Origin of the sequence: Marinobacter sp. NFXS11 (assembly GCF_040148675.1) — a bacterium.
Lineage (GTDB): Bacteria > Pseudomonadota > Gammaproteobacteria > Pseudomonadales > Oleiphilaceae > Marinobacter.
Genome location: NZ_JAGDDV010000002.1, coordinates 367,957 through 385,640, shown reverse-complemented (window position 1 = coordinate 385,640; position 17,684 = coordinate 367,957). Strand labels below are relative to the sequence as shown.

At 59.1% G+C, this 17,684-nt stretch carries 15 protein-coding genes; 11 read left to right on the top strand and 4 right to left on the bottom strand.

Translation table 11 applies throughout. From position 1 onward, the window contains the following. Positions 1-86 precede the first annotated feature (86 nt). Positions 87-1,541, top strand: a complete 1,455-nt coding sequence (gene thiI, locus J3362_RS10865) for a tRNA uracil 4-sulfurtransferase ThiI (RefSeq protein WP_349519675.1) — start codon at positions 87-89, stop codon at positions 1,539-1,541. A 4-nt stretch (positions 1,542-1,545) separates the two neighbouring features. Here thiI and J3362_RS10860 read toward each other — a convergent pair whose 3' ends face one another. Then, positions 1,546-2,559, bottom strand: coding sequence for a histone deacetylase family protein (locus J3362_RS10860; RefSeq protein WP_349519673.1), 1,014 nt, complete (start codon positions 2,557-2,559; stop codon positions 1,546-1,548). 185 nt (positions 2,560-2,744) lie between these two features. On the opposite strand from J3362_RS10860, the gene J3362_RS10855 reads away from it, so the two are divergent. Beyond that, complete coding sequence (locus tag J3362_RS10855) at positions 2,745-4,196, top strand: NAD-dependent succinate-semialdehyde dehydrogenase (RefSeq protein ID WP_014578583.1); 1,452 nt, start codon at positions 2,745-2,747, stop codon at positions 4,194-4,196. Positions 4,197-4,501: 305 nt separating this feature from the next. Next, positions 4,502-6,667 (top strand): DNA helicase II, encoded by a 2,166-nt coding sequence (uvrD, locus tag J3362_RS10850; protein WP_349519671.1) that lies wholly within the window; start codon positions 4,502-4,504, stop codon positions 6,665-6,667. A 151-nt stretch (positions 6,668-6,818) separates the two neighbouring features. On the opposite strand, the gene J3362_RS10845 is transcribed toward uvrD, so the two are convergent. Both J3362_RS10845 and arsB read right to left on the bottom strand, forming a co-directional pair. After that, complete coding sequence (locus J3362_RS10845; RefSeq protein WP_349519670.1) at positions 6,819-7,616, bottom strand: undecaprenyl-diphosphate phosphatase; 798 nt, start codon at positions 7,614-7,616, stop codon at positions 6,819-6,821. A gap of 128 nt (positions 7,617-7,744) precedes the next feature. Continuing rightward, positions 7,745-8,815: an ACR3 family arsenite efflux transporter gene (gene arsB / locus J3362_RS10840; protein WP_349519668.1), complete on the bottom strand. Its 1,071-nt coding sequence runs from the start codon at positions 8,813-8,815 to the stop codon at positions 7,745-7,747. Between the two features lie 91 nt (positions 8,816-8,906). On the opposite strand from arsB, the gene J3362_RS10835 reads away from it, so the two are divergent. Genes J3362_RS10835 through arsJ form a run of 3 tightly spaced genes read left to right on the top strand, consistent with a single transcriptional unit; the run spans position 8,907 to position 11,917 of the window. Then, entirely contained in the window at positions 8,907-9,671 is a 765-nt protein-coding gene (locus tag J3362_RS10835; protein WP_349519666.1) for a metalloregulator ArsR/SmtB family transcription factor, read from the top strand. A 46-nt stretch (positions 9,672-9,717) separates the two neighbouring features. Then, positions 9,718-10,722, top strand: a complete 1,005-nt coding sequence (locus J3362_RS10830; protein WP_349519664.1) for an ArsJ-associated glyceraldehyde-3-phosphate dehydrogenase — start codon at positions 9,718-9,720, stop codon at positions 10,720-10,722. 1 nt (position 10,723) lies between these two features. Beyond that, positions 10,724-11,917, top strand: a complete 1,194-nt coding sequence (gene arsJ / locus J3362_RS10825; RefSeq protein ID WP_349520926.1) for an organoarsenical effux MFS transporter ArsJ — start codon at positions 10,724-10,726, stop codon at positions 11,915-11,917. Positions 11,918-11,924: 7 nt separating this feature from the next. Here arsJ and J3362_RS10820 read toward each other — a convergent pair whose 3' ends face one another. Continuing rightward, complete coding sequence (locus J3362_RS10820) at positions 11,925-12,551, bottom strand: porin family protein (protein WP_349519662.1); 627 nt, start codon at positions 12,549-12,551, stop codon at positions 11,925-11,927. Positions 12,552-12,640: 89 nt separating this feature from the next. Here J3362_RS10820 and J3362_RS10815 point away from each other — a divergent pair, with 89 nt between their 5' ends. The 5 genes from J3362_RS10815 (at position 12,641) to J3362_RS10795 (ending at position 17,611) form a co-directional block, all read left to right on the top strand. After that, positions 12,641-13,249, top strand: a complete 609-nt coding sequence (locus J3362_RS10815) for an ABC transporter ATP-binding protein (RefSeq protein WP_349519661.1) — start codon at positions 12,641-12,643, stop codon at positions 13,247-13,249. Next, positions 13,236-14,033, top strand: coding sequence for an ABC transporter permease (locus J3362_RS10810; RefSeq protein WP_349519659.1), 798 nt, complete (start codon positions 13,236-13,238; stop codon positions 14,031-14,033). The genes J3362_RS10815 and J3362_RS10810 overlap by 14 nt, the downstream gene beginning before the upstream one ends. 99 nt (positions 14,034-14,132) lie before the next feature. Continuing rightward, complete coding sequence (locus tag J3362_RS10805; protein WP_349519657.1) at positions 14,133-15,308, top strand: MFS transporter; 1,176 nt, start codon at positions 14,133-14,135, stop codon at positions 15,306-15,308. Between the two features lie 105 nt (positions 15,309-15,413). Then, positions 15,414-16,487 carry a magnesium/cobalt transporter CorA gene (gene corA, locus J3362_RS10800; protein WP_349519655.1) on the top strand — a complete coding sequence of 358 codons (1,074 nt, stop codon included), beginning with the start codon at positions 15,414-15,416 and terminating at the stop codon, positions 16,485-16,487. A 2-nt stretch (positions 16,488-16,489) separates the two neighbouring features. Further along, positions 16,490-17,611: a tRNA-queuosine alpha-mannosyltransferase domain-containing protein gene (locus J3362_RS10795; RefSeq protein ID WP_349519653.1), complete on the top strand. Its 1,122-nt coding sequence runs from the start codon at positions 16,490-16,492 to the stop codon at positions 17,609-17,611. Positions 17,612-17,684: the final 73 nt, after the last annotated feature.

Below are 17,684 nucleotides of genomic sequence, written 5' to 3'. Positions count from 1 at the left end.
CGGAAATGCCCGATTTTGAGGCACGCATTCAAAAGGGTAGACTAAGGCCTTTCCGTACAATACGCCACCCGACAAAATTCCGATTTATGAAACTGCTTATTCGTCCCGCCCCTGAAGTTGCTATCAAGAGTAAACCCGTCCGCCGTCAGCAGATGCGTCATCTGCGCCAGAACATCCGAAAACTTCTGGCGCGGCTGGATCCGGAGATTCGGGTTGAAGGCAGCTGGGACAGGGTAGACGTGGAGGTGCCAGACGGTCGCAGGATGTCCGGCCCGGCCCTTGAGGTGCTTTTGCGCATACCGGGCATTTCCACGATTCAGGAAATCGGAGCGTTTCCGTTTGTCAGTCTCGAAGACGTTGCCGAGAAGGCTGTTGAGGCCTTTGCTGACAGGTTGACTGGCAAAACCTTTGCCGTCAGGGCCCGACGTCACGGTGAACACAGTTTCCGCTCTATTGATCTGGAGCGCACCGTGGGTGCCGCACTTATGCAGGCATCGGGTGCCAGTGGGGTTGATCTGAAATCCCCACAGGTTGAGGTGCGGATTGAAGTCCAGGACGACCATTTCCATATTGCCCATCGCAAGCATCGGGGGGTGGGCGGCTATCCGCTGGGCAGTGTCGAGAATGTGCTGACCCTGATTTCCGGGGGCTATGATTCGTCGGTGGCGGCTTACCTGATGATGCGAAGGGGTTTGCGCAATCACTTCCTGTTTTTCAACCTCGGGGGCACGGCTCACGAGGTGGGTGTGCGCCAGGTGGTGCACTACCTGTGGGATCGCTACGGTGCCTCCCACAGTGCCAAGTTTATCTCGGTGCCCTTTGAGGGTGTTGTCGCTGAAATCATGCGTTCGGTGAGTCACCGTCACTGGGGCGTGGTGCTCAAGCGTCAGATGCTGATGGCAGCGGCAGAGATTGCCCGCAAGAACAACGCCGCGGGGGTGGTGACAGGAGATGCCGTGGCCCAGGTGTCCAGCCAGACCCTGAGCAACCTCAATGTGGTGGATCGGGCCAGTGACGAGGTGGTCCTGCGCCCATTGGTGTCCATGGACAAGGAATCCATTATCCGCATCGCCAGGGAGATTGGTACCGAAGTCTACGCCCGCAACATGCCGGAATACTGTGGTGTGATTTCCCAGAAGCCGGCCACTCGCGCCAAGTTACACCGGGTAGAGGAAGATGAATCCCGGATGGATGCTTCCGTGCTTGCAAGTGCAATCGAGGCCCGGGAAGAAACGCCGGTCAATCGGTTGCTGGAAACGACCGTGACCCCCGAGGAAGTGGAAATGGTGCAGACGCCCTCCGTGGACGACGTGATCATTGATGTCCGCCACCCTTCCGAGGGGGAGCAGTCACCGCTGAAACTGACTAACAACGAAATTCTGCAGATTCCGTTCTACGAGCTGAATCAACAGCTGCCGGAGTTGCCGGCCAACCGGCAGTATCTCCTGTATTGCGATCGCGGCACCATGAGCCGCATGCATGCGGGGCACCTCAGGGCCGAGGGGCACGAAAACGTAAAGGTTTACGCGCCCGCGGCCTGAAATATCAGCCGGCCAGGCCTTTGAAGAACTGCTGGACGTTCTCGCTCAGGGCGTCCAGGTCATACCCGCCTTCCTGCACCACCAGAGTGGGCAGTCCCAGCTGGCGCACATGGGTGCTGAGCCTGCAGAAACCTTCCGAGGATACCGATACCTTGGCCTGAGGATCGTTCTTGTAGATGTCGAATCCGAGGGCCAGAATGATGGCGTCCGGCTGGAACAGCTTGATCGCTGCAAGGGCGTCGTCCAGTTTCGCGAAGAAGTCATCTTCCGAGGAACCATGGGGCATCGGCATGTTGATGTTGTAGCCAAATCCTTCCCCTTCGCCACGTTCGTTCTCAAAGCCGGTGACTACCGGGTAGAAGTTGGTGGTATCGCCGTGTATGGAGATGTACAGCACATCGCTGCGATCGTAGAAGATTTCCTGAATACCCTGGCCGTGGTGCATGTCGGTATCCAGGATTACGATTTTCGGGAACCGGGCTTTCATGTGCTCGGCGGCAATCGCGGCGTTGTTCAGGTAGCAGAAACCACCGGCGGCATCCCGGCGGGCATGGTGCCCCGGAGGGCGACACACCGCATAGGAGGTGCGGTCCCCGGCGATCAGCGCGTCGGCGGCACCCAGCGCGCTCTGGGCAGACCAGTAGGCGGCATGCCAGGTATGTTCGCCGATCGGACAGCTGCCATCGGCCTGATAACGGGCCGCCTCGGCAAGAATGCCAGTCAGGTGATTCGGGGAGCGGACGAAGATATTCGAAATAACCTCATCGCCCCAGTCATCCATCGCTTTCCAGCGCCGATGAGCTGATTCCAGAAAGCGCAGGTAGCCCAGATCGTGAACTTTTGAGATCGGCCCCGCGCCCTGGTCTGCTGGCTGCAGCACGGAGATGCCCAGTTCTCTGAGTCCGCCCAGCATTTCACCGGTGCGGGCAGGAATTTCCTGGGGCTGGCGCATCTGTCCCCGGGTGAAGTAGGTCTGTGGAACATGCTCATCCTGTGCAGGATGGAAAAATGCCTTCATTGTCCGGTCTCCTGGGTGTCTGATCCCCCGAGTATAGGCACACTCAGGCGATGATCAAAAGCCTGCCCTTGACTTTACAGGTCGGGATACAACATCCACTATGAAAGACATAAAACACTGACGCAACCAGATTACCTTTACTGCGCCCCACTCGGGGCGGAGCCAATCACAGAAGAGGAGCCGAGATGATCGAGTCACCCCTGCTGGAAAAGCTGACCGGCTATATCGGTGGTCGCTGGACTGACAATGAACATGGCAACACCTTCGATGTTTATAACCCGGCAACGGGCAAGGTGATCGCCCAGGTCGCATCCATGTCGGAAGACGAAGTGAACGCCGCCGTTGCCTCCGGCAAGTCGGCACTGCGACTGACCAGCCCCTACAGCATCGAGACCCGCCGCAAGTGGCTGGAAGACATCCGGGACGCGCTCAAGGCCAACAAGGAAGAAGTCGGTCGGATCCTGTGCATGGAGCATGGCAAGCCGCTGCAGGAGGCCCAGGGTGAAGTGGATTACGCCGCCGGGTTCTTCGATTACTGCTCCAAGCACATCCAGGCCCTGGATGCCCATACCATTCCGGAAAAGCCGAAAGACTGCACCTGGACGGTTCACTACCGGCCCATTGGTGTCACCGGCCTAATCACGCCCTGGAACTTCCCCATTGGCATGATCGCGAAGAAGCTCTCCGCTGCGCTGGCGGCAGGCTGCCCCTCGGTGATCAAACCGGCCAGCGAAACCCCGCTGACCATGATCGCCCTGTTCAGCCTGATGGATAAGCACACCGACATACCTGACGGCATGGTGAACCTGGTGATGGGTAAAGCCAGCGTGATCGGCAAGGTTCTGTGCGAGAGCCCCGACGTGCCCATGCTCAGCTTCACCGGTTCTACCGAAGTGGGCCGCAAGCTCATTGTCGATACGGCGGATCAGGTCAAGAAACTGGCCCTGGAGCTGGGCGGCAACGCGCCGTTTATCGTCTTCGACGATGCCGATCTGGATGCGGCGGCGGATAACCTCATCGCCAACAAATTCCGGGGTGGCGGTCAGACTTGTGTCTGTGCCAACCGGATTTTTGTGCACGAGAAAGTGGCTGATGCCTTCGGTGAGAAACTTGCCGAGCGGGTCAACAAGATGACCGTCGGCGACGGCATCAACGGCGACGTAGACCTCGGCCCCCTGATCAACCAGGCCGGCTACGACAAGGTCAAGCGTCACGTCCAGGATGCCCTCGAAAAAGGCGCGACCCTGGTTGCCGGCAAGAAGCCTGAAGACCTGGGTAACGACCTGTTCTTCCCGCCCACTGTCGTGCACGGTGTAAACCGGGATATGTGCTGCTACCAGGAAGAAACCTTCGGCCCGCTCGTGCCCATGGCGTTGTTCCGCACCGAAGAGGAAGTGATCGAAGCCGGTAACGACACCGAATTCGGCCTGGCCTCGTATGTGTTCACCAACGATGCCGAACGTGCCCAGCGCGTTGCTGCCGGCCTTCGTTTCGGCCACTGCGGCTGGAACACCGGCACCGGTCCGACACCGGAAGCGCCATTTGGCGGTATGAAGGCCTCGGGTATTGGCCGTGAAGGTGGCCTGGAAGGTCTGTTCGAGTTCGTGGAAGCTCAGACGGTACCCAGAGGCTTCTAAAGAATAGCCCTCATCCTTGGGGGTGTCGCACGGGGGAGGTCCCCCTTCAGGACACGCTACGAGCACATCCATGTGCGCTTGGCTGTGGCCATCCCTGGCCACAGACAGTCCTGAAGGGGAACCTCCCCCGCGCTCTTTCTGGCATTAGATGAGCGCTTATCAAATCTTCTCGCCTGACATGAGTAGGTCGGATTAGCGAAGCGTAATCCGACAAACAACTACAAAACATTCCCACCCGGAAATCCCTCTTTTCTCCTGTTATACTCAACGACCTGTTTATTTAACCAGTAGCGAACCGATTCTTTATGGACGTCTCCCACATCATCGATCCGTTGAACGATGCCCAGCGCGAAGCTGTAACTGCCCAGAATGACCACTTGCTGGTGCTTGCCGGCGCGGGCAGCGGCAAAACCCGCGTTTTGGTCCATCGGATTGCCTGGTTGATGACCGTGGATCGGGTGCCGCCCACTGGCATCCTGGCGGTTACGTTTACCAACAAGGCCGCCAAGGAGATGCGTTACCGCATTGAGCAGATGATGGACATTCCGGCTCGCGGCCTCTGGTTTGGCACCTTTCATGGCATCGCGCATCGTCTGCTGCGCTCGCACTGGAAAGACGCCGGGCTGCCTGAAAACTTTCAGGTGCTGGACAGCGACGACCAGCTGCGGCTGATCAAGCGAGTGATGCGGGAAAACCAGATTGATGAGAGCAAGTGGCCGCCGAAGCAGGCCCAGTGGTTTATCAGCAGCCAGAAGGATGAAGGGCTGCGGGCGGATCATATTCAGGAGAATCCGGGCGACCATTTCCTGTCGATCATGCTGAAGATCTATCGCCAGTACGAAAAGCTGTGTCAGCAGGGCGGTCTGGTGGATTTTGGCGAGCTGCTGCTGCGTTCCCATGAACTCTGGCTGCATCGCCCGGAGCTGCTGGCCCATTATCAGAGCCGGTTCCAGCATATCCTGGTGGACGAGTTCCAGGACACCAACACCATTCAATATGCCTGGTTGCAGGTGCTGGCCAGCAATCGCGTGCCAATGACGGTGGTGGGGGACGACGATCAGTCTATCTACGGCTGGCGGGGTGCCAAGGTCGAAAACATCCAGCAGTACCAGCGGGATTTCCCCAATGCACGGCTGGTGCGGCTCGAGCAGAACTACCGCTCCACCCAGATGATCCTGAAGGCGGCCAACGCTGTGATCGCCAACAACCAGGGCCGGCTTGGCAAAGAGCTCTGGACCGATGGTCCGGAAGGCGAACCGATCAGCCTGTACGCGGCGTTCAACGAGCAGGACGAAGCCAACTATATTGCCGACAGCATTTCCGCCTGGGTGCAGGACGGCAACCTGCGCAGTGAATCCGCGATTCTCTATCGCTCCAACGCCCAGTCCCGGGTGCTGGAAGAATCGCTGATGCGCCAGGGTATTCCTTACCGGGTCTACGGCGGCCTGCGATTCTATGATCGCCAGGAAATCCGAAATGCCCTGGCGTACCTGAGGCTGGTCCAGTATCGCCGCGACGATGCGGCATTTGAGCGAGTGGTGAACGTGCCGCCCCGTGGCATTGGCGCCAAGAGCCTCGCGGAGCTTCGGGAATACGCGACCGAGCAGGGCATCTCATTGTGGGAATCCGCCGAGCGTATGCTGGAAGCCGGGCAGGTGAAAGGCCGGGCCAAAACCGGGCTGCAGTCTTTCATTGCCATCATCGAAGGCCTCTCCGAAATGGTGGGCGATGCCTCGTTGCATGGCCTGATGAAGCAGACTATCGAAAACAGCGGCCTGAAGGACTACCACGCCAGCGAGAAAGGCGAGAAAGGCCAGGCCCGGGTGGAGAACCTTGAAGAACTGGTGAATGCCCTGTCTGATTACGAAGTGGAGGATGGCGTGGACGCGCTGTCGGAATTCATTGCCCAGGCGGCCCTGGATGCAGGTGAATCCCAGGCTGAGGACCACGAAGACAGCGTTCAGTTGATGACCCTGCACTCTGCCAAGGGTCTGGAGTTTCCGCTGGTGTTTCTGGCCGGCGTGGAAGAGGGGCTGTTCCCCCACGGCATGTCCCTGGAAGAGCCCGGCCGTATGGAAGAAGAGCGTCGCCTGGCCTATGTGGGCATTACCCGGGCGATGAAGAAGCTGGTGCTCACTTATGCCGAATCCCGCCGTTTGTACGGTCAGGAAAAGTTCAACGCGTTGTCCCGGTTTGTGCGTGAAATTCCCGGCGATTGCCTCCAGGAGGTACGCCTGCGGAACACCGTGACCCGACCGGCTATGGTCGAACGCCCCAACCAAAGCATGTTCAGTCAGGATTCAGCACAGCAATCCGGGTTCAGTCTCGGGCAACGGGTACGCCATCCCAAGTTTGGCGAGGGCATCGTGATGAATTCGGAGGGCACCGGGCACCATACTCGGGTGCAGGTGAACTTTGATGAGGGTGCGAAGTGGCTGGTTTTGGCTTATGCGCCTTTGGAGGCCTGCTAGTTTCCGGGGTGTGCGCAGGACTGGGTAGGCCTTTCCAAAACACGCTCCTTGCGGCACATCCCTGTGGCGCTTGGGCTCCGCCATCCATGGCTCCGCACAGTTTTGGAAAGGCCTACCCAACCCTGCGCTTGCAGCTCTGTGCTGACCGCTCTTACATCAGAACTGCGTAAATCACCCCCGCGAGAGCAATCCGGTAGATAACGTATGGCCACATACCCACCTTATTTAGCCACTTCAGAAAGAAGTGGATCGCAGTAATGGCCATAAGGAAAGAGGTCACGCCACCAATCAGAAAACCACTCCAGTCGACGATCACATCCGAAGTTGCCACTTCGAGCAGTTTCACTGCAGATGCCAGCACGATAATGGGGATCGCGAGAAGGAAGGAGAATCGGGATGCGGTCTCGCGGGTCATGCCCAGGAACAGACCGGCGGTGATGGTAACCCCGGAGCGGGAGGTGCCGGGGACCAGGGCCATGGCCTGGGCAATGCCAACCAGGGCGGCGTCTTTCCAATTCAGTTTGTCGAGGGTGCGCTGACGTTTGGGCAGCCAGTCTGCAAGGCCGAGGAGCAGGCCGAAGAACAGGGTGGTGAAGAAGATGACTTCCACCGCCCGCAGTTCGTTGTCGATCATATCCAGCAGCGCCAGGCCGGCCAGGCCCGCAGGTATGGTGCCGATCACCAGGTACCAGGCCAGTGCGCCCTGGCCAACAATTCTCCGGCGACTGATGGAGATCAGGCCGTCCCGGGCAATGCCGAAGACGTCCTGGCGGAAATAGAGCACTACGGCCAGCAAGGTTCCAAAATGAACCGACAGGTCGAAGCCCACGCCTTGGTCATTCCAGCCGAAGAAGACCGGCGTCAGGATCAGGTGAGCAGAGCTGGAGATGGGGAGGAATTCAGTCAGTCCCTGGAGAAGGCCAAGGAATAGGGCCTGGAAAACGTCCATTGCGTGGATTCCGTCAGATTCAGTGCGTCAGAAATGTGGGCGCGATATTAGCAGGGTGCGGGTTGGCTGAACAGACGACGTTGTTGATGCCAGTGCCGGGAAGTGTTCCTGACACTGGCATCAAGGCCTTATGTCGGAAACAGCCCCCGGGTTTTGTTGGCGATACGCACCAGGACCAGCATCAGGGGTACCTCCACCAACACGCCGACCACGGTTGCCAGGGCTGCGCCAGATTGCAGGCCGAACAGGGCGATGGCAGCCGCGACCGCCAGTTCAAAGAAATTACTGGCGCCGATCATGGCGCCCGGTGCCGCGATGCAATGGCGTACTTTCCAGAGTCTCGCCCAGCCGTAGGCCAGAAAGAAAATCAGGAAGGTCTGAACAATCAGGGGCACGGCGATCAGCAGGATGTGCAGGGGGTTGTTCAGGATCACTTCGCCCTGGAAGGCGAACAGCAGCACCAGGGTGACGATCAGCGCTGCCGGGGTGACCGGGTTGAGCCGCTTCATGAACACATTGTCGTACCACTGCTGACCGTGGCGCGAGATCAGGGCGCGACGGGTCAGGTAGCCGGCCGTTAGCGGAATGACGATGTACAGGAGTACGGACAGCAGCACGGTATCCCAGGGCACCTGTATGTCGGAAATGCCCAGCAGGAAAACAACAATCGGCGCGAAGGCAAACAGCATGATGATGTCGTTCAACGATACCTGGACCAGGGTGTAGGCGGCATCGCCTTTGGTCAGGTAACTCCAGACGAACACCATGGCGGTGCAGGGCGCCGCACCCAACAGAATCGCACCAGCCAGGTATTCGCTGGCCAGTCCCGGCGCAATCCATGGCTCGAATACCACCATCAGGAAGAACCAGGCAATGGCAAACATGGTGAAGGGCTTGATCAGCCAGTTGACGATGGTGGTGATGGCCAGCCCCTTCGGCTCCTTTCGCACGCCGACCACAGCACTGAAATCAATCTGCGCCATCATCGGGAAAATCATCGCCCAGATCAGAATGGCGATGGGAATGGAGACCTGCGCGTATTCAAAACGGGACAGGGTCTGTGGCACCACAGGTGCGAGCTGACCGAGGGCCACGCCGGCGGTGATGGCAAGGGCTACCCACACCGACAGGTACCTGCCGAAAAGATCCATGCCTTCGCCGGTGTCTTCCTGCTGAGAGATTTCCGTGTTGCGGCTCATGGGGCTAGAGGAATCCTTTACTCGTGGAGAGGTTGAATCTATTATGCACAAAATTAGATATTCATAAAACCGAATATACGGAATTCCAGATATGAAGCGCCGCATTCTATTTGTCTGTACCGCCAACAGCGCCCGTTCCCTGATGGCGGAAGCATTGCTTCGGGACATTGCCGGAGACCGGTTTGAAGTTGCCAGCGCCGGTACCGAGCCAAGCAGGCCCCACCCTATGGCACTGCAGGTGCTGGAGGAAGCCGGCATATCCACCGAAGGATTGCATAGCAAGCAATTGGCGGATATGCAGGGGCAATACTGGGATTACGTGATCACCCTGTGCGAGAAAGCCGCGAACGAGTGCGGCACGGTCTGTCAGCCGGCCCAGCAGATTGCCTGGGATTTTGCCGATCCGGTACCGGCAAACCGCCACTCCACCTTTGCACTCACTCTCAAGGAAATCAAAGAGCGTATTGCGCTGTTCGCACTGGTGCATCAGAAAGAAACCGGCCCGAAACCCGCCAGCTATGACCCGGTCGCGGTGTTCAAAGCCTTGGCCGATGATTTCCGCCTGGCAGCCCTGCTGCTGATTCGAAGCCAGGAACAACTCTGCGTATGCGAGCTTACGGAGGCCTTTGAAGCGCCCCAGCCGAAAGTCAGCCGGCATCTGGCCACTCTGAGGGATGCCGGCCTGCTGGCCACGGAGCGTCGGGGTCAGTGGATCTACTATTCCCTGAACCCGGGCATTCCGCAGTGGCTGATCCGGGTTCTGGATGAGACCGCCAGCCATAACGAACGATTGATAGAGAACCCGCTGGCGCGATTGCAGGCCATGGCAGACCGTCCGTCTGTCCAATGCCTGTAATGCCCGCGCGGTTGAATTTAGGGAACAGGTTCATCAGGAGCAGATCATGAGCAAGATCAAAGTAGGCATTAATGGATTCGGCCGAATCGGTCGTCTGGCCTTGCGGGCCGCCTGGGGCTGGCCAGATATGGAGTTTGTGGCCATCAATGACCCGGGTGCCGATGCCGCCACGCTGGCCCACCTGCTCAACTTTGACAGCATCCATGGTCGCTGGAGCCAGGAAGCCACTGCGGACGGAACGGACATTGTTATTGAGGGCCAGCGCATTCGGGTGACTCACAACCGCGCCATCGGTGAAACCGACTGGTCCGGCTGCGATCTGGTGATCGAGGCTAGTGGTGTCAACAAGAAGGTCAATGCTCTGCAGGCGTACCTCGATCAGGGCGTGAAACGGGTAGTGGTCACGGCACCGGTGAAGGAGGCGGGTGCCAAGAACATTGTGCTCGGTGTGAACGATGATATTTTCGACCCGGCCAACGACCGCATTGTCACCGCCGCCTCCTGCACCACCAACTGTCTGGCGCCGGTGGTGAAGGTGATTCATGAGAAGCTGGGCATCAAGCACGGCTCCATCACCACCATTCACAGCCTGACCAACACCCAGACCATCATTGATGCGCCCCACAAGGATCTGCGCCGGGCAAGGGCCTGCGGCAGTTCACTGATTCCTACCAGCACCGGTTCCGCAACGGCGATTATCGAGATCTTCCCGGAGCTGAAAGGGCGCCTGGATGGCCACGCCGTGCGCGTGCCGCTGACCAATGCGTCGCTCACCGATTGCGTGTTTGAAGTTAAAACGGCGACGGACAGGGATTCCGTAAACCAGCTGTTGAAAGAAGCCGCTGAAGGCGAGCTCAAAGGCATCCTGGGTTACGAAGAGCGACCGCTGGTGTCGATTGATTACAAGACCGACCCGCGTTCCTCCATCGTCGATGCCCTGTCCACCATGGTGGTCAACGGCACCCAGGTGAAGATCTACGCCTGGTACGACAACGAATGGGGCTATGCCAACCGCACCGCAGAACTGGCTCGCAGGGTGGGCGCTGCCTGATATGACCGCGGCCATCCGACAGTACCTGGTAATCACCGGCAACTACTGGGCGTTCACCCTTACCGATGGCGCCCTGCGGATGCTGGTGGTGCTGCATTTTCACCAGTTGGGCTACTCGCCCTTGGCCATCGCCCTGCTGTTCGTCTTTTACGAGTTCTTCGGGGTGGTGACCAATCTGGTGGGTGGTTATCTGGGCGCCCGTATGGGGCTGAACCGCACCATGAACATCGGGTTGTTCCTGCAGATTGTGGCGCTGGCCATGCTGGCAGTCCCGGCGGTGATGCTGACGGTGCCCTGGGTAATGGCGGCGCAGGCGCTCTCAGGCATTGCCAAGGATCTGAACAAGATGTCCGCCAAGAGCGGCATCAAGCTGCTAGTGCCGGATGAGCAGCAGGGCACCCTGTACAAGTGGGTGGCGATTCTCACCGGTTCCAAGAACACCCTGAAGGGCGTCGGCTTTTTTCTCGGTGGTGTCCTGCTGGTGGCTGCCGGCTTCAAGGGTGCCGTGATTATCATGGCGGTGGCTCTGGGACTGGTCTGGCTTGCCAGCCTGTTCCTGCTGGGACAGGATCTGGGCAAGAGCAAGGCCAAGCCGAAGTTCAGCGAGATCCTCTCCAAAAGCCGGGCCATCAATGTCTTGTCGGCGGCCCGGATGCTTTTGTTCGGTGCCCGGGATGTCTGGTTTGTGGTGGCCTTGCCGGTTTACCTGCACACGGTCTTTGGCTGGGATTTCTGGAAAGTGGGCGGATTCATGGCCACCTGGATTATTGGCTATGGCTTTATCCAGACCATTGCGCCGCGCATCACCGGAAACATGGAAGGCAAACAGCCTGCTGTGCTCTGGGCCGCAGCGCTGGCGCTGATTCCGGCAGCGATTGCCATCGGCCTGACAGCGGGTTGGTCACCCCAGTTCGTGATTGTTGGTGGCTTGCTGGTGTTTGGCGTGCTGTTTGCCGTCAACTCGTCGCTGCACAGCTATCTCATCGTTAGCTATGCCCGTGGGGATGGCGTGTCGCTGGATGTGGGGTTCTATTACATGTCGAACGCTGCCGGGCGTTTGCTGGGCACCATTCTGTCCGGCTGGGTGTATCAGGCCTCCGGATTGGAGGCATGTCTTTGGATATCGTCCGGTCTTGTGGCCATGGCTGCGTTGTTGTCAGTGCTGTTGCCCGAGCGGCGACCAGTGACGGCCTGACCGGGCCTCAGAACCGAATGGCCAGCCCTGCCGCCGCTTCCACCTGCAGGTAGCCGCTGCTGTCGAACCTGAGTTCGCACCCGCCTGAGCAGAACGCGGAGCCGCCCGAGTTCAGGGCTGTGTAAACGCCGCGCAGATCCAGCCTCAGGCGCAATTGTTCAGTCAGAAAGAACTGATACCCGCCCCCCAGAGACAGGGCGGCCCGGTGGTGGGTTTCGTAACTCGAATCGTCCGGTTCCAGCCGGGTAACCCCGAACACTCCAGAGACAAACCCGCCGTGATTCTGGCCACCCGGGAAATACAGCCCACCGAACTGGAGCTGGTAGATCGTCAGGTCGATGGACTCCACGCCTGGTGCGAACAGGCTATTGTTCAGTCTGGCCGAGGTGCTCTGCCGGCCAAAATAGAGCTCTCCCTGTTTGCCAGGGTCTGGCAGATCAAAATTGAACACCAGGCCCTGGCTGGCGGAATCCCGGAAGTCGATCTGGTCTGAGGTGCTGGCGCCGGCGGTCTGGATATCCACCGAGCTGCTCATGCGAAAACCTGCAAACGGTGCCAGGCTGACCTCTGCTGCCAACGGCGGGGCAATCAGTGCAGATGCCAGTGTGACGATAATAAGAGATCGAAGCTTCATACATCCCTGGCCTGTGTGGCTGGTTGTTGGCAGAACACTGTGCAATGGTATATCCGTTATGAACATTGGCGAGCCCTGATGAGGCTATCTTGACAGATTTGGTGCTGGAAAATCTTTGTGTTGGCACTCTCAGTAACGTGTCTTTGACGGTACCGGGTGGACAGGTTGTCTGTCTGTCCGGTCCGTCCGGCAGTGGCAAGAGTCGGCTGCTGAGAGCCGTGGCCGACCTGGAGCCACACGGCGGCACCGTGTCTGTGGCTGATACCTGCCAGGAGGATTTGCCCGCCCACCAATGGCGAAGCCGGGTGGTGATGGTTCCGGCAGACAGCCAGTGGTGGTTTGACGATGTCGGTGGCCACTTCCCGGATGATGCGAAGACAAAATTGCCGTCAGCGCTGGGCTTTCCGCCTGAGGTGATGGGCTGGTCGGTGAGTCGGCTGTCTTCCGGTGAGCGGCAGAGGCTCGCGCTCTGGCGGGCCCTGGTGCTTGAGCCAGAGGTTCTGTTACTGGACGAACCCACCGCCAATCTTGATAACGACAGCACAGAAGCCATTGAAATCTGGCTGCTTGAGGAAATCCGGCGGCGCCAGATTGCTGTTCTCTGGGTTGCCCATGACCCTGCCCAGATCCAACGTGTGGCAGAAGCCCATTACCGGATTCTTGGTACCACTGTGGAGCGCGTCCATGGAAGTGATTGATCTGGCGTGGTGGAAGCTCGGGCTGGCGGCCCTGCTGGTACTCGCTCTGGCTGCGACAGGCTATCTGGCCCGCCTGGGCATTACCCGAAACCTGTTGATTGCCGCCCTGCGCACGGTGATACAGCTGGCGCTAATCGGGCTGGTACTGGAAGCGCTGTTTGCCTCCGCTGCCTTCTACTGGATAGCGTTGATGGCTCTGATCATGCTGCTGGTGGCAGGGCGAGAAGTGGTGGCGCGACAGGGCCGACGGTTACGGGGCTGGTGGGCCTTCAGTATCGGCACAGGATCAATGTTCGTGTCGTCTTTTACGGTGACAATCCTGGCCCTCACCGTGGTGATCGGCCCGGACCCCTGGTACGCCCCGCAGTACGCCATTCCTCTGTTGGGCATGATGCTCGGTAACACCATGACAGGCGTCAGCCTGGCGCTGGATCGGTTGAATGAGTCGGTCTGGCGGCAGCGGGCGGTCATCGAGAATCGCCTGATGCTGGGGCAGACCTGGCAGCAGGCGCTGGAGGATATCCGGAGGGACGCCATGCGCAGTGGCATGATGCCGTCCATTAACGCCATGGCCGCCGCCGGTATCGTCAGCCTGCCCGGCATGATGACGGGCCAGATTCTCGCGGGCAGCCCACCGGCAGTCGCGGTGAAATACCAGATCCTGGTGATGCTGATCATCACCGTTGGCACCGGGTTTGGTGCCCTGATGGCCGTTTCGTGGGGCGGTCGAAGACTGTTCGACGACCGTGAGCGTTTGCGGCTGGATCGACTGGTAAAACCCTGAAACAGCAATGCCATAGCCAACCAGACACCAAAGTAGCATGGGCGAAGTGAGCCTCCCGGGGCTAGGCTTGGTTCATCGCTCGAATAAAAGACAACAACAATGATCGACCTGCTACGACGTTACCCCCTCCCTGTGATTGTTCTGGCCCAGCTCTTTGGTACCTCACTCTGGTTCAGTATCAACGGTGTCTGGCTGTCGCTGGCCGGCGAGCTAGGCCTGACAGAAACCGATCTGGGCCGGCTGACTCTGGCCGTTCAGGCGGGGTTTATCGCGGGTACCCTGACCATTGCAGTGACCGGTCTGGCGGACCGCTTCGGCGCCAGTCGGATCTTTGCGCTGTCGAGTCTGCTCGGGGCATTGGTGAATGGCGGGTTTATTTTTGCCGCCGGTGCGCCGCCGCTCGATTTCCTCCTGCGCTTTGCCACCGGGCTGTGTCTGGCCGGTATCTATCCCCTGGGCATGAAAATGGTGATCGCCTGGACGCCAAAGTACGCCGGGGCCGCCCTGGCCTGGCTGGTGGGGATGCTGACACTTGGAACAGCCCTGCCACACCTGATGCGCGGGGCAACCCTCGGCATGCCGTGGGAGTGGCCGCTGATGGCGGCGTCCTGCTTGGCATTGGCCGGAGGGCTGCTGGTGTTCTTGCTGGGCGACGGGCCGCACCTGCCGAAAAGCAGTGGGCGATTGCCCCTGAGTCAGGGACTGGCGGCCCTGCGCATTCCGAGATTCCGGTCCGTGGCCGGTGGCTACTTCGGCCATATGTGGGAGCTCTACGCGTTCTGGACATTGACGCCTCTGCTCATCGGCCGGGAGCTGCAGCGGATGGGGCAGAGTGACGCGCTCATTCCCTGGTTGTCGTTTGCCGTCATCGGCATTGGTGCGGCAGGATGTGTCGGTGGCGGCCGGCTCAGTCGAGCCCTTGGCAGCGAATGGGTGGCCCGGCGAGCGCTGATGGTGTCGGGGGTTTTCTGTCTGGTTTATCCGTGGTTGAACGGGCTGGCACCGGTTGTGCTGATTGCCTTGCTGGTGATCTGGGGTATTGCCGTCGTTGCCGATTCACCCCAATTCTCGGCGCTGGCCTCGGCAACGGCGCCCAGGGAATCAGTGGGCTCTTCATTGGCGGTGATGAATGCGGTCGGTTTTGGTCTGACGTTGCCTGCCATCTGGCTGACCAGTGGACTTTGGGGCCAGTTGAATGTCTGGGTGGTTCTTTTGCTGTTCCCCGGCCCCGTGTTTGGCCTGTGGTCCCTGTCTTTATATCGGCGTCAGGCCTGAAACAGGGCTGCCATGCGCAACAGGGCTACCCGGGTTTCCGGTGATATGAGCTATGCTCTGCTTGCAATGACACCTGGCGGAACGAAACGCGCATAAGGACCTGACATGGCGTATTTCAGCAAGCATTATCACAACCCCGGAACCGCGCCCGGCACCCTGGTTGCCAAGACCGACCCAAGGCGGCCGGTGAAAATTCATCTGGTGGATTACACCGAGGGTCAGGTGGAGGAAGTCAGCCTGGCCAATGCGGCTGATTGCCGGGATTACCTCGTAAAAGAGTCGAAAACCTGGGTCCAGATCAATGGCCAGGCCGATCCTGACACCCTCCGGAGCCTGGGGGATCTGTTCGAACTGCACGATCTGGCCCTCGAGGATGTGCTCAATACCGGGCAGCGCCCCAAAGTGGAGTTGTACGACGATCAGCTGTTCATCATTGCCGCCATGCCGTTTTATGACGGTGAGAACCTGGAAATCGTTCAGATCAGCCTGTTTGTCGGTAAAAATTACCTGATCTGCCTGTGCCCGCTGGATGAGGATCCTTTCGAACCGGTGCGCAAACGCCTGCGCATGCCCAATAACCGGCGATTTTCCAGCCGGGAAATCGACTACCTGCTTTATGCGTTGCTGGATCTGATCACTGATTCCGGTTTTCCCGTGCTGGAGCAGTTCGGCTACCAGTTGGAGGAAATGGAAACCGATCTGCTCGAGAACCCGAACCAGCAAACGCTGGCCCAGATCCACGGCCTGAAACGGGAGCTTCTGACCCTGAGGCGTGTGCTCTGGCCACAGCGTGAGCTGCTCACCAGTCTGATGCGAACCGAGGATCAACTGATCAACGCCAACACTCAGGTGTATTTCCGGGATTGCCATGACCACAGTGTCCAGATCATCGAGCTTCTTGAGAGCTTCCGGGAAATGGCCACCAGCATGCTGGATATCTATCTTTCGAGTATCAGCCAGCGCACCAACGAGACCATGCGGGTGCTGACCATCATTGCGACGATCTTTATCCCGCTGACGTTCGTGGTGGGCATCTATGGAATGAACTTCGAGCACGCCGACAGCCCCTGGGCCATGCCGGAGTTGGGCTGGTACTACGGCTACCCGATGGTCTGGGCCGTGATGATTGCGATCACAGGTGGCCTGATCTGGTTTTTTCGGCGCCGCGGCTGGATGTAGTCATGCAGAATCCGGGCGAAGGCCCCAAAAGAATCCTGCTTCTCTCGGGCTATGATGCCGCCAGCCATCGGCGTTGGCGTGAACAGCTCATCGACTTGCTGCCCGATTTCAGGTGGGCGAGTCTTGCACTCCCGCCAAGGTTCTTCCGCTGGCGCATCCGTGGCAACCCGCTGAGCTGGCTGAATGAGCCGCTCTTGCAGCAACCTTGGGATCTGATCATCGCGACGTCCATGGTGGATCTGGCGACGCTGCGTGGCCTGTACCCGCGTCTTGCCCACACTCCCTGCCTGCTCTACATGCATGAAAATCAGTTCGCCTTCCCGGTATCCAGTGGCCAGAACGCCAGTGCTGACCCGCAGATGGTGAACCTGTACGGCGCGCTTTCGGCCGATTGTGTGGTGTTCAACAGTGGCTGGAACCGGGACAGTTTTCTGGCCGGCGCCGACTCTTTTCTCCAGAAATTGCCCGACGCAGTGCCCGAGGGCCTGATCGATACCCTGCGTGACAAGTCCCGGGTGATACCGGTGCCGATTGAAGACCGATTATTTACTGATCGCCCGTCACTTTTGGACCAAACCTGTCCGCACCTGCTCTGGAACCATCGGTGGGAGTACGACAAAGGGCCCGACCGTCTGCTGAAGCTATTGACTGTGCTGCACCAGCGGTCGGTGCCGTTCAGGTTGAGCGTGGTGGGCGAGCGGTTTCGCAGTTACCCGAAGGCCTTTGACCGGATCCGGGAACAGTTTGGTCCTTGCATCGAACACTGGGGATTCCTGGAGAATCGTGGAGCCTACGATCAGTTGCTACGCCAGGCGGATATTGTGATCTCCACGGCACTGCACGATTTCCAGGGGCTGTCGATGCTGGAAGCCATGGCTTCAGGTTGTGTGCCGCTGGCGCCGGATCGCCTGGCCTATCGGGAGTACGTACCGGATGTGTGCCGCTATGAAAGTTATCACGAGAATACGGCGTTGGAGGCTGAAGCGGCAGCTGACACGCTTGAAAATCTTATGGAAAAACAAACGCTTGCCTGCTCGCTGGAGACGTGGCGGGCATCCAGCCTGGCCGGTGACTATCGGTCTCTGTTTCAACACCTGATCACTACAGGAGCAGTCGGTTCCTGAACCTGTTTCTCCTCCAAACCTGTCTCAGATCAATCCCGTTCCTTTGCGGTTGGCCCGGCCGATACTAGACTCA

What these genes read in the sequence shown, in the direction of transcription:
- thiI (WP_349519675.1), top strand. Translation starts at nt 87, where the DNA reads ATGAAACTGCTTATTCGTCCCGCCCCTGAAGTTGCTATCAAGAGTAAA.
- J3362_RS10860 (WP_349519673.1), bottom strand. Translation starts at nt 2,559, where the DNA reads ATGAAGGCATTTTTCCATCCTGCACAGGATGAGCATGTTCCACAGACC.
- J3362_RS10855 (WP_014578583.1), top strand. Translation starts at nt 2,745, where the DNA reads ATGATCGAGTCACCCCTGCTGGAAAAGCTGACCGGCTATATCGGTGGT.
- uvrD (WP_349519671.1), top strand. Translation starts at nt 4,502, where the DNA reads ATGGACGTCTCCCACATCATCGATCCGTTGAACGATGCCCAGCGCGAA.
- J3362_RS10845 (WP_349519670.1), bottom strand. Translation starts at nt 7,616, where the DNA reads ATGGACGTTTTCCAGGCCCTATTCCTTGGCCTTCTCCAGGGACTGACT.
- arsB (WP_349519668.1), bottom strand. Translation starts at nt 8,815, where the DNA reads ATGAGCCGCAACACGGAAATCTCTCAGCAGGAAGACACCGGCGAAGGC.
- J3362_RS10835 (WP_349519666.1), top strand. Translation starts at nt 8,907, where the DNA reads ATGAAGCGCCGCATTCTATTTGTCTGTACCGCCAACAGCGCCCGTTCC.
- J3362_RS10830 (WP_349519664.1), top strand. Translation starts at nt 9,718, where the DNA reads ATGAGCAAGATCAAAGTAGGCATTAATGGATTCGGCCGAATCGGTCGT.
- arsJ (WP_349520926.1), top strand. Translation starts at nt 10,724, where the DNA reads ATGACCGCGGCCATCCGACAGTACCTGGTAATCACCGGCAACTACTGG.
- J3362_RS10820 (WP_349519662.1), bottom strand. Translation starts at nt 12,551, where the DNA reads ATGAAGCTTCGATCTCTTATTATCGTCACACTGGCATCTGCACTGATT.
- J3362_RS10810 (WP_349519659.1), top strand. Translation starts at nt 13,236, where the DNA reads ATGGAAGTGATTGATCTGGCGTGGTGGAAGCTCGGGCTGGCGGCCCTG.
- J3362_RS10805 (WP_349519657.1), top strand. Translation starts at nt 14,133, where the DNA reads ATGATCGACCTGCTACGACGTTACCCCCTCCCTGTGATTGTTCTGGCC.
- corA (WP_349519655.1), top strand. Translation starts at nt 15,414, where the DNA reads ATGGCGTATTTCAGCAAGCATTATCACAACCCCGGAACCGCGCCCGGC.
- J3362_RS10795 (WP_349519653.1), top strand. Translation starts at nt 16,490, where the DNA reads ATGCAGAATCCGGGCGAAGGCCCCAAAAGAATCCTGCTTCTCTCGGGC.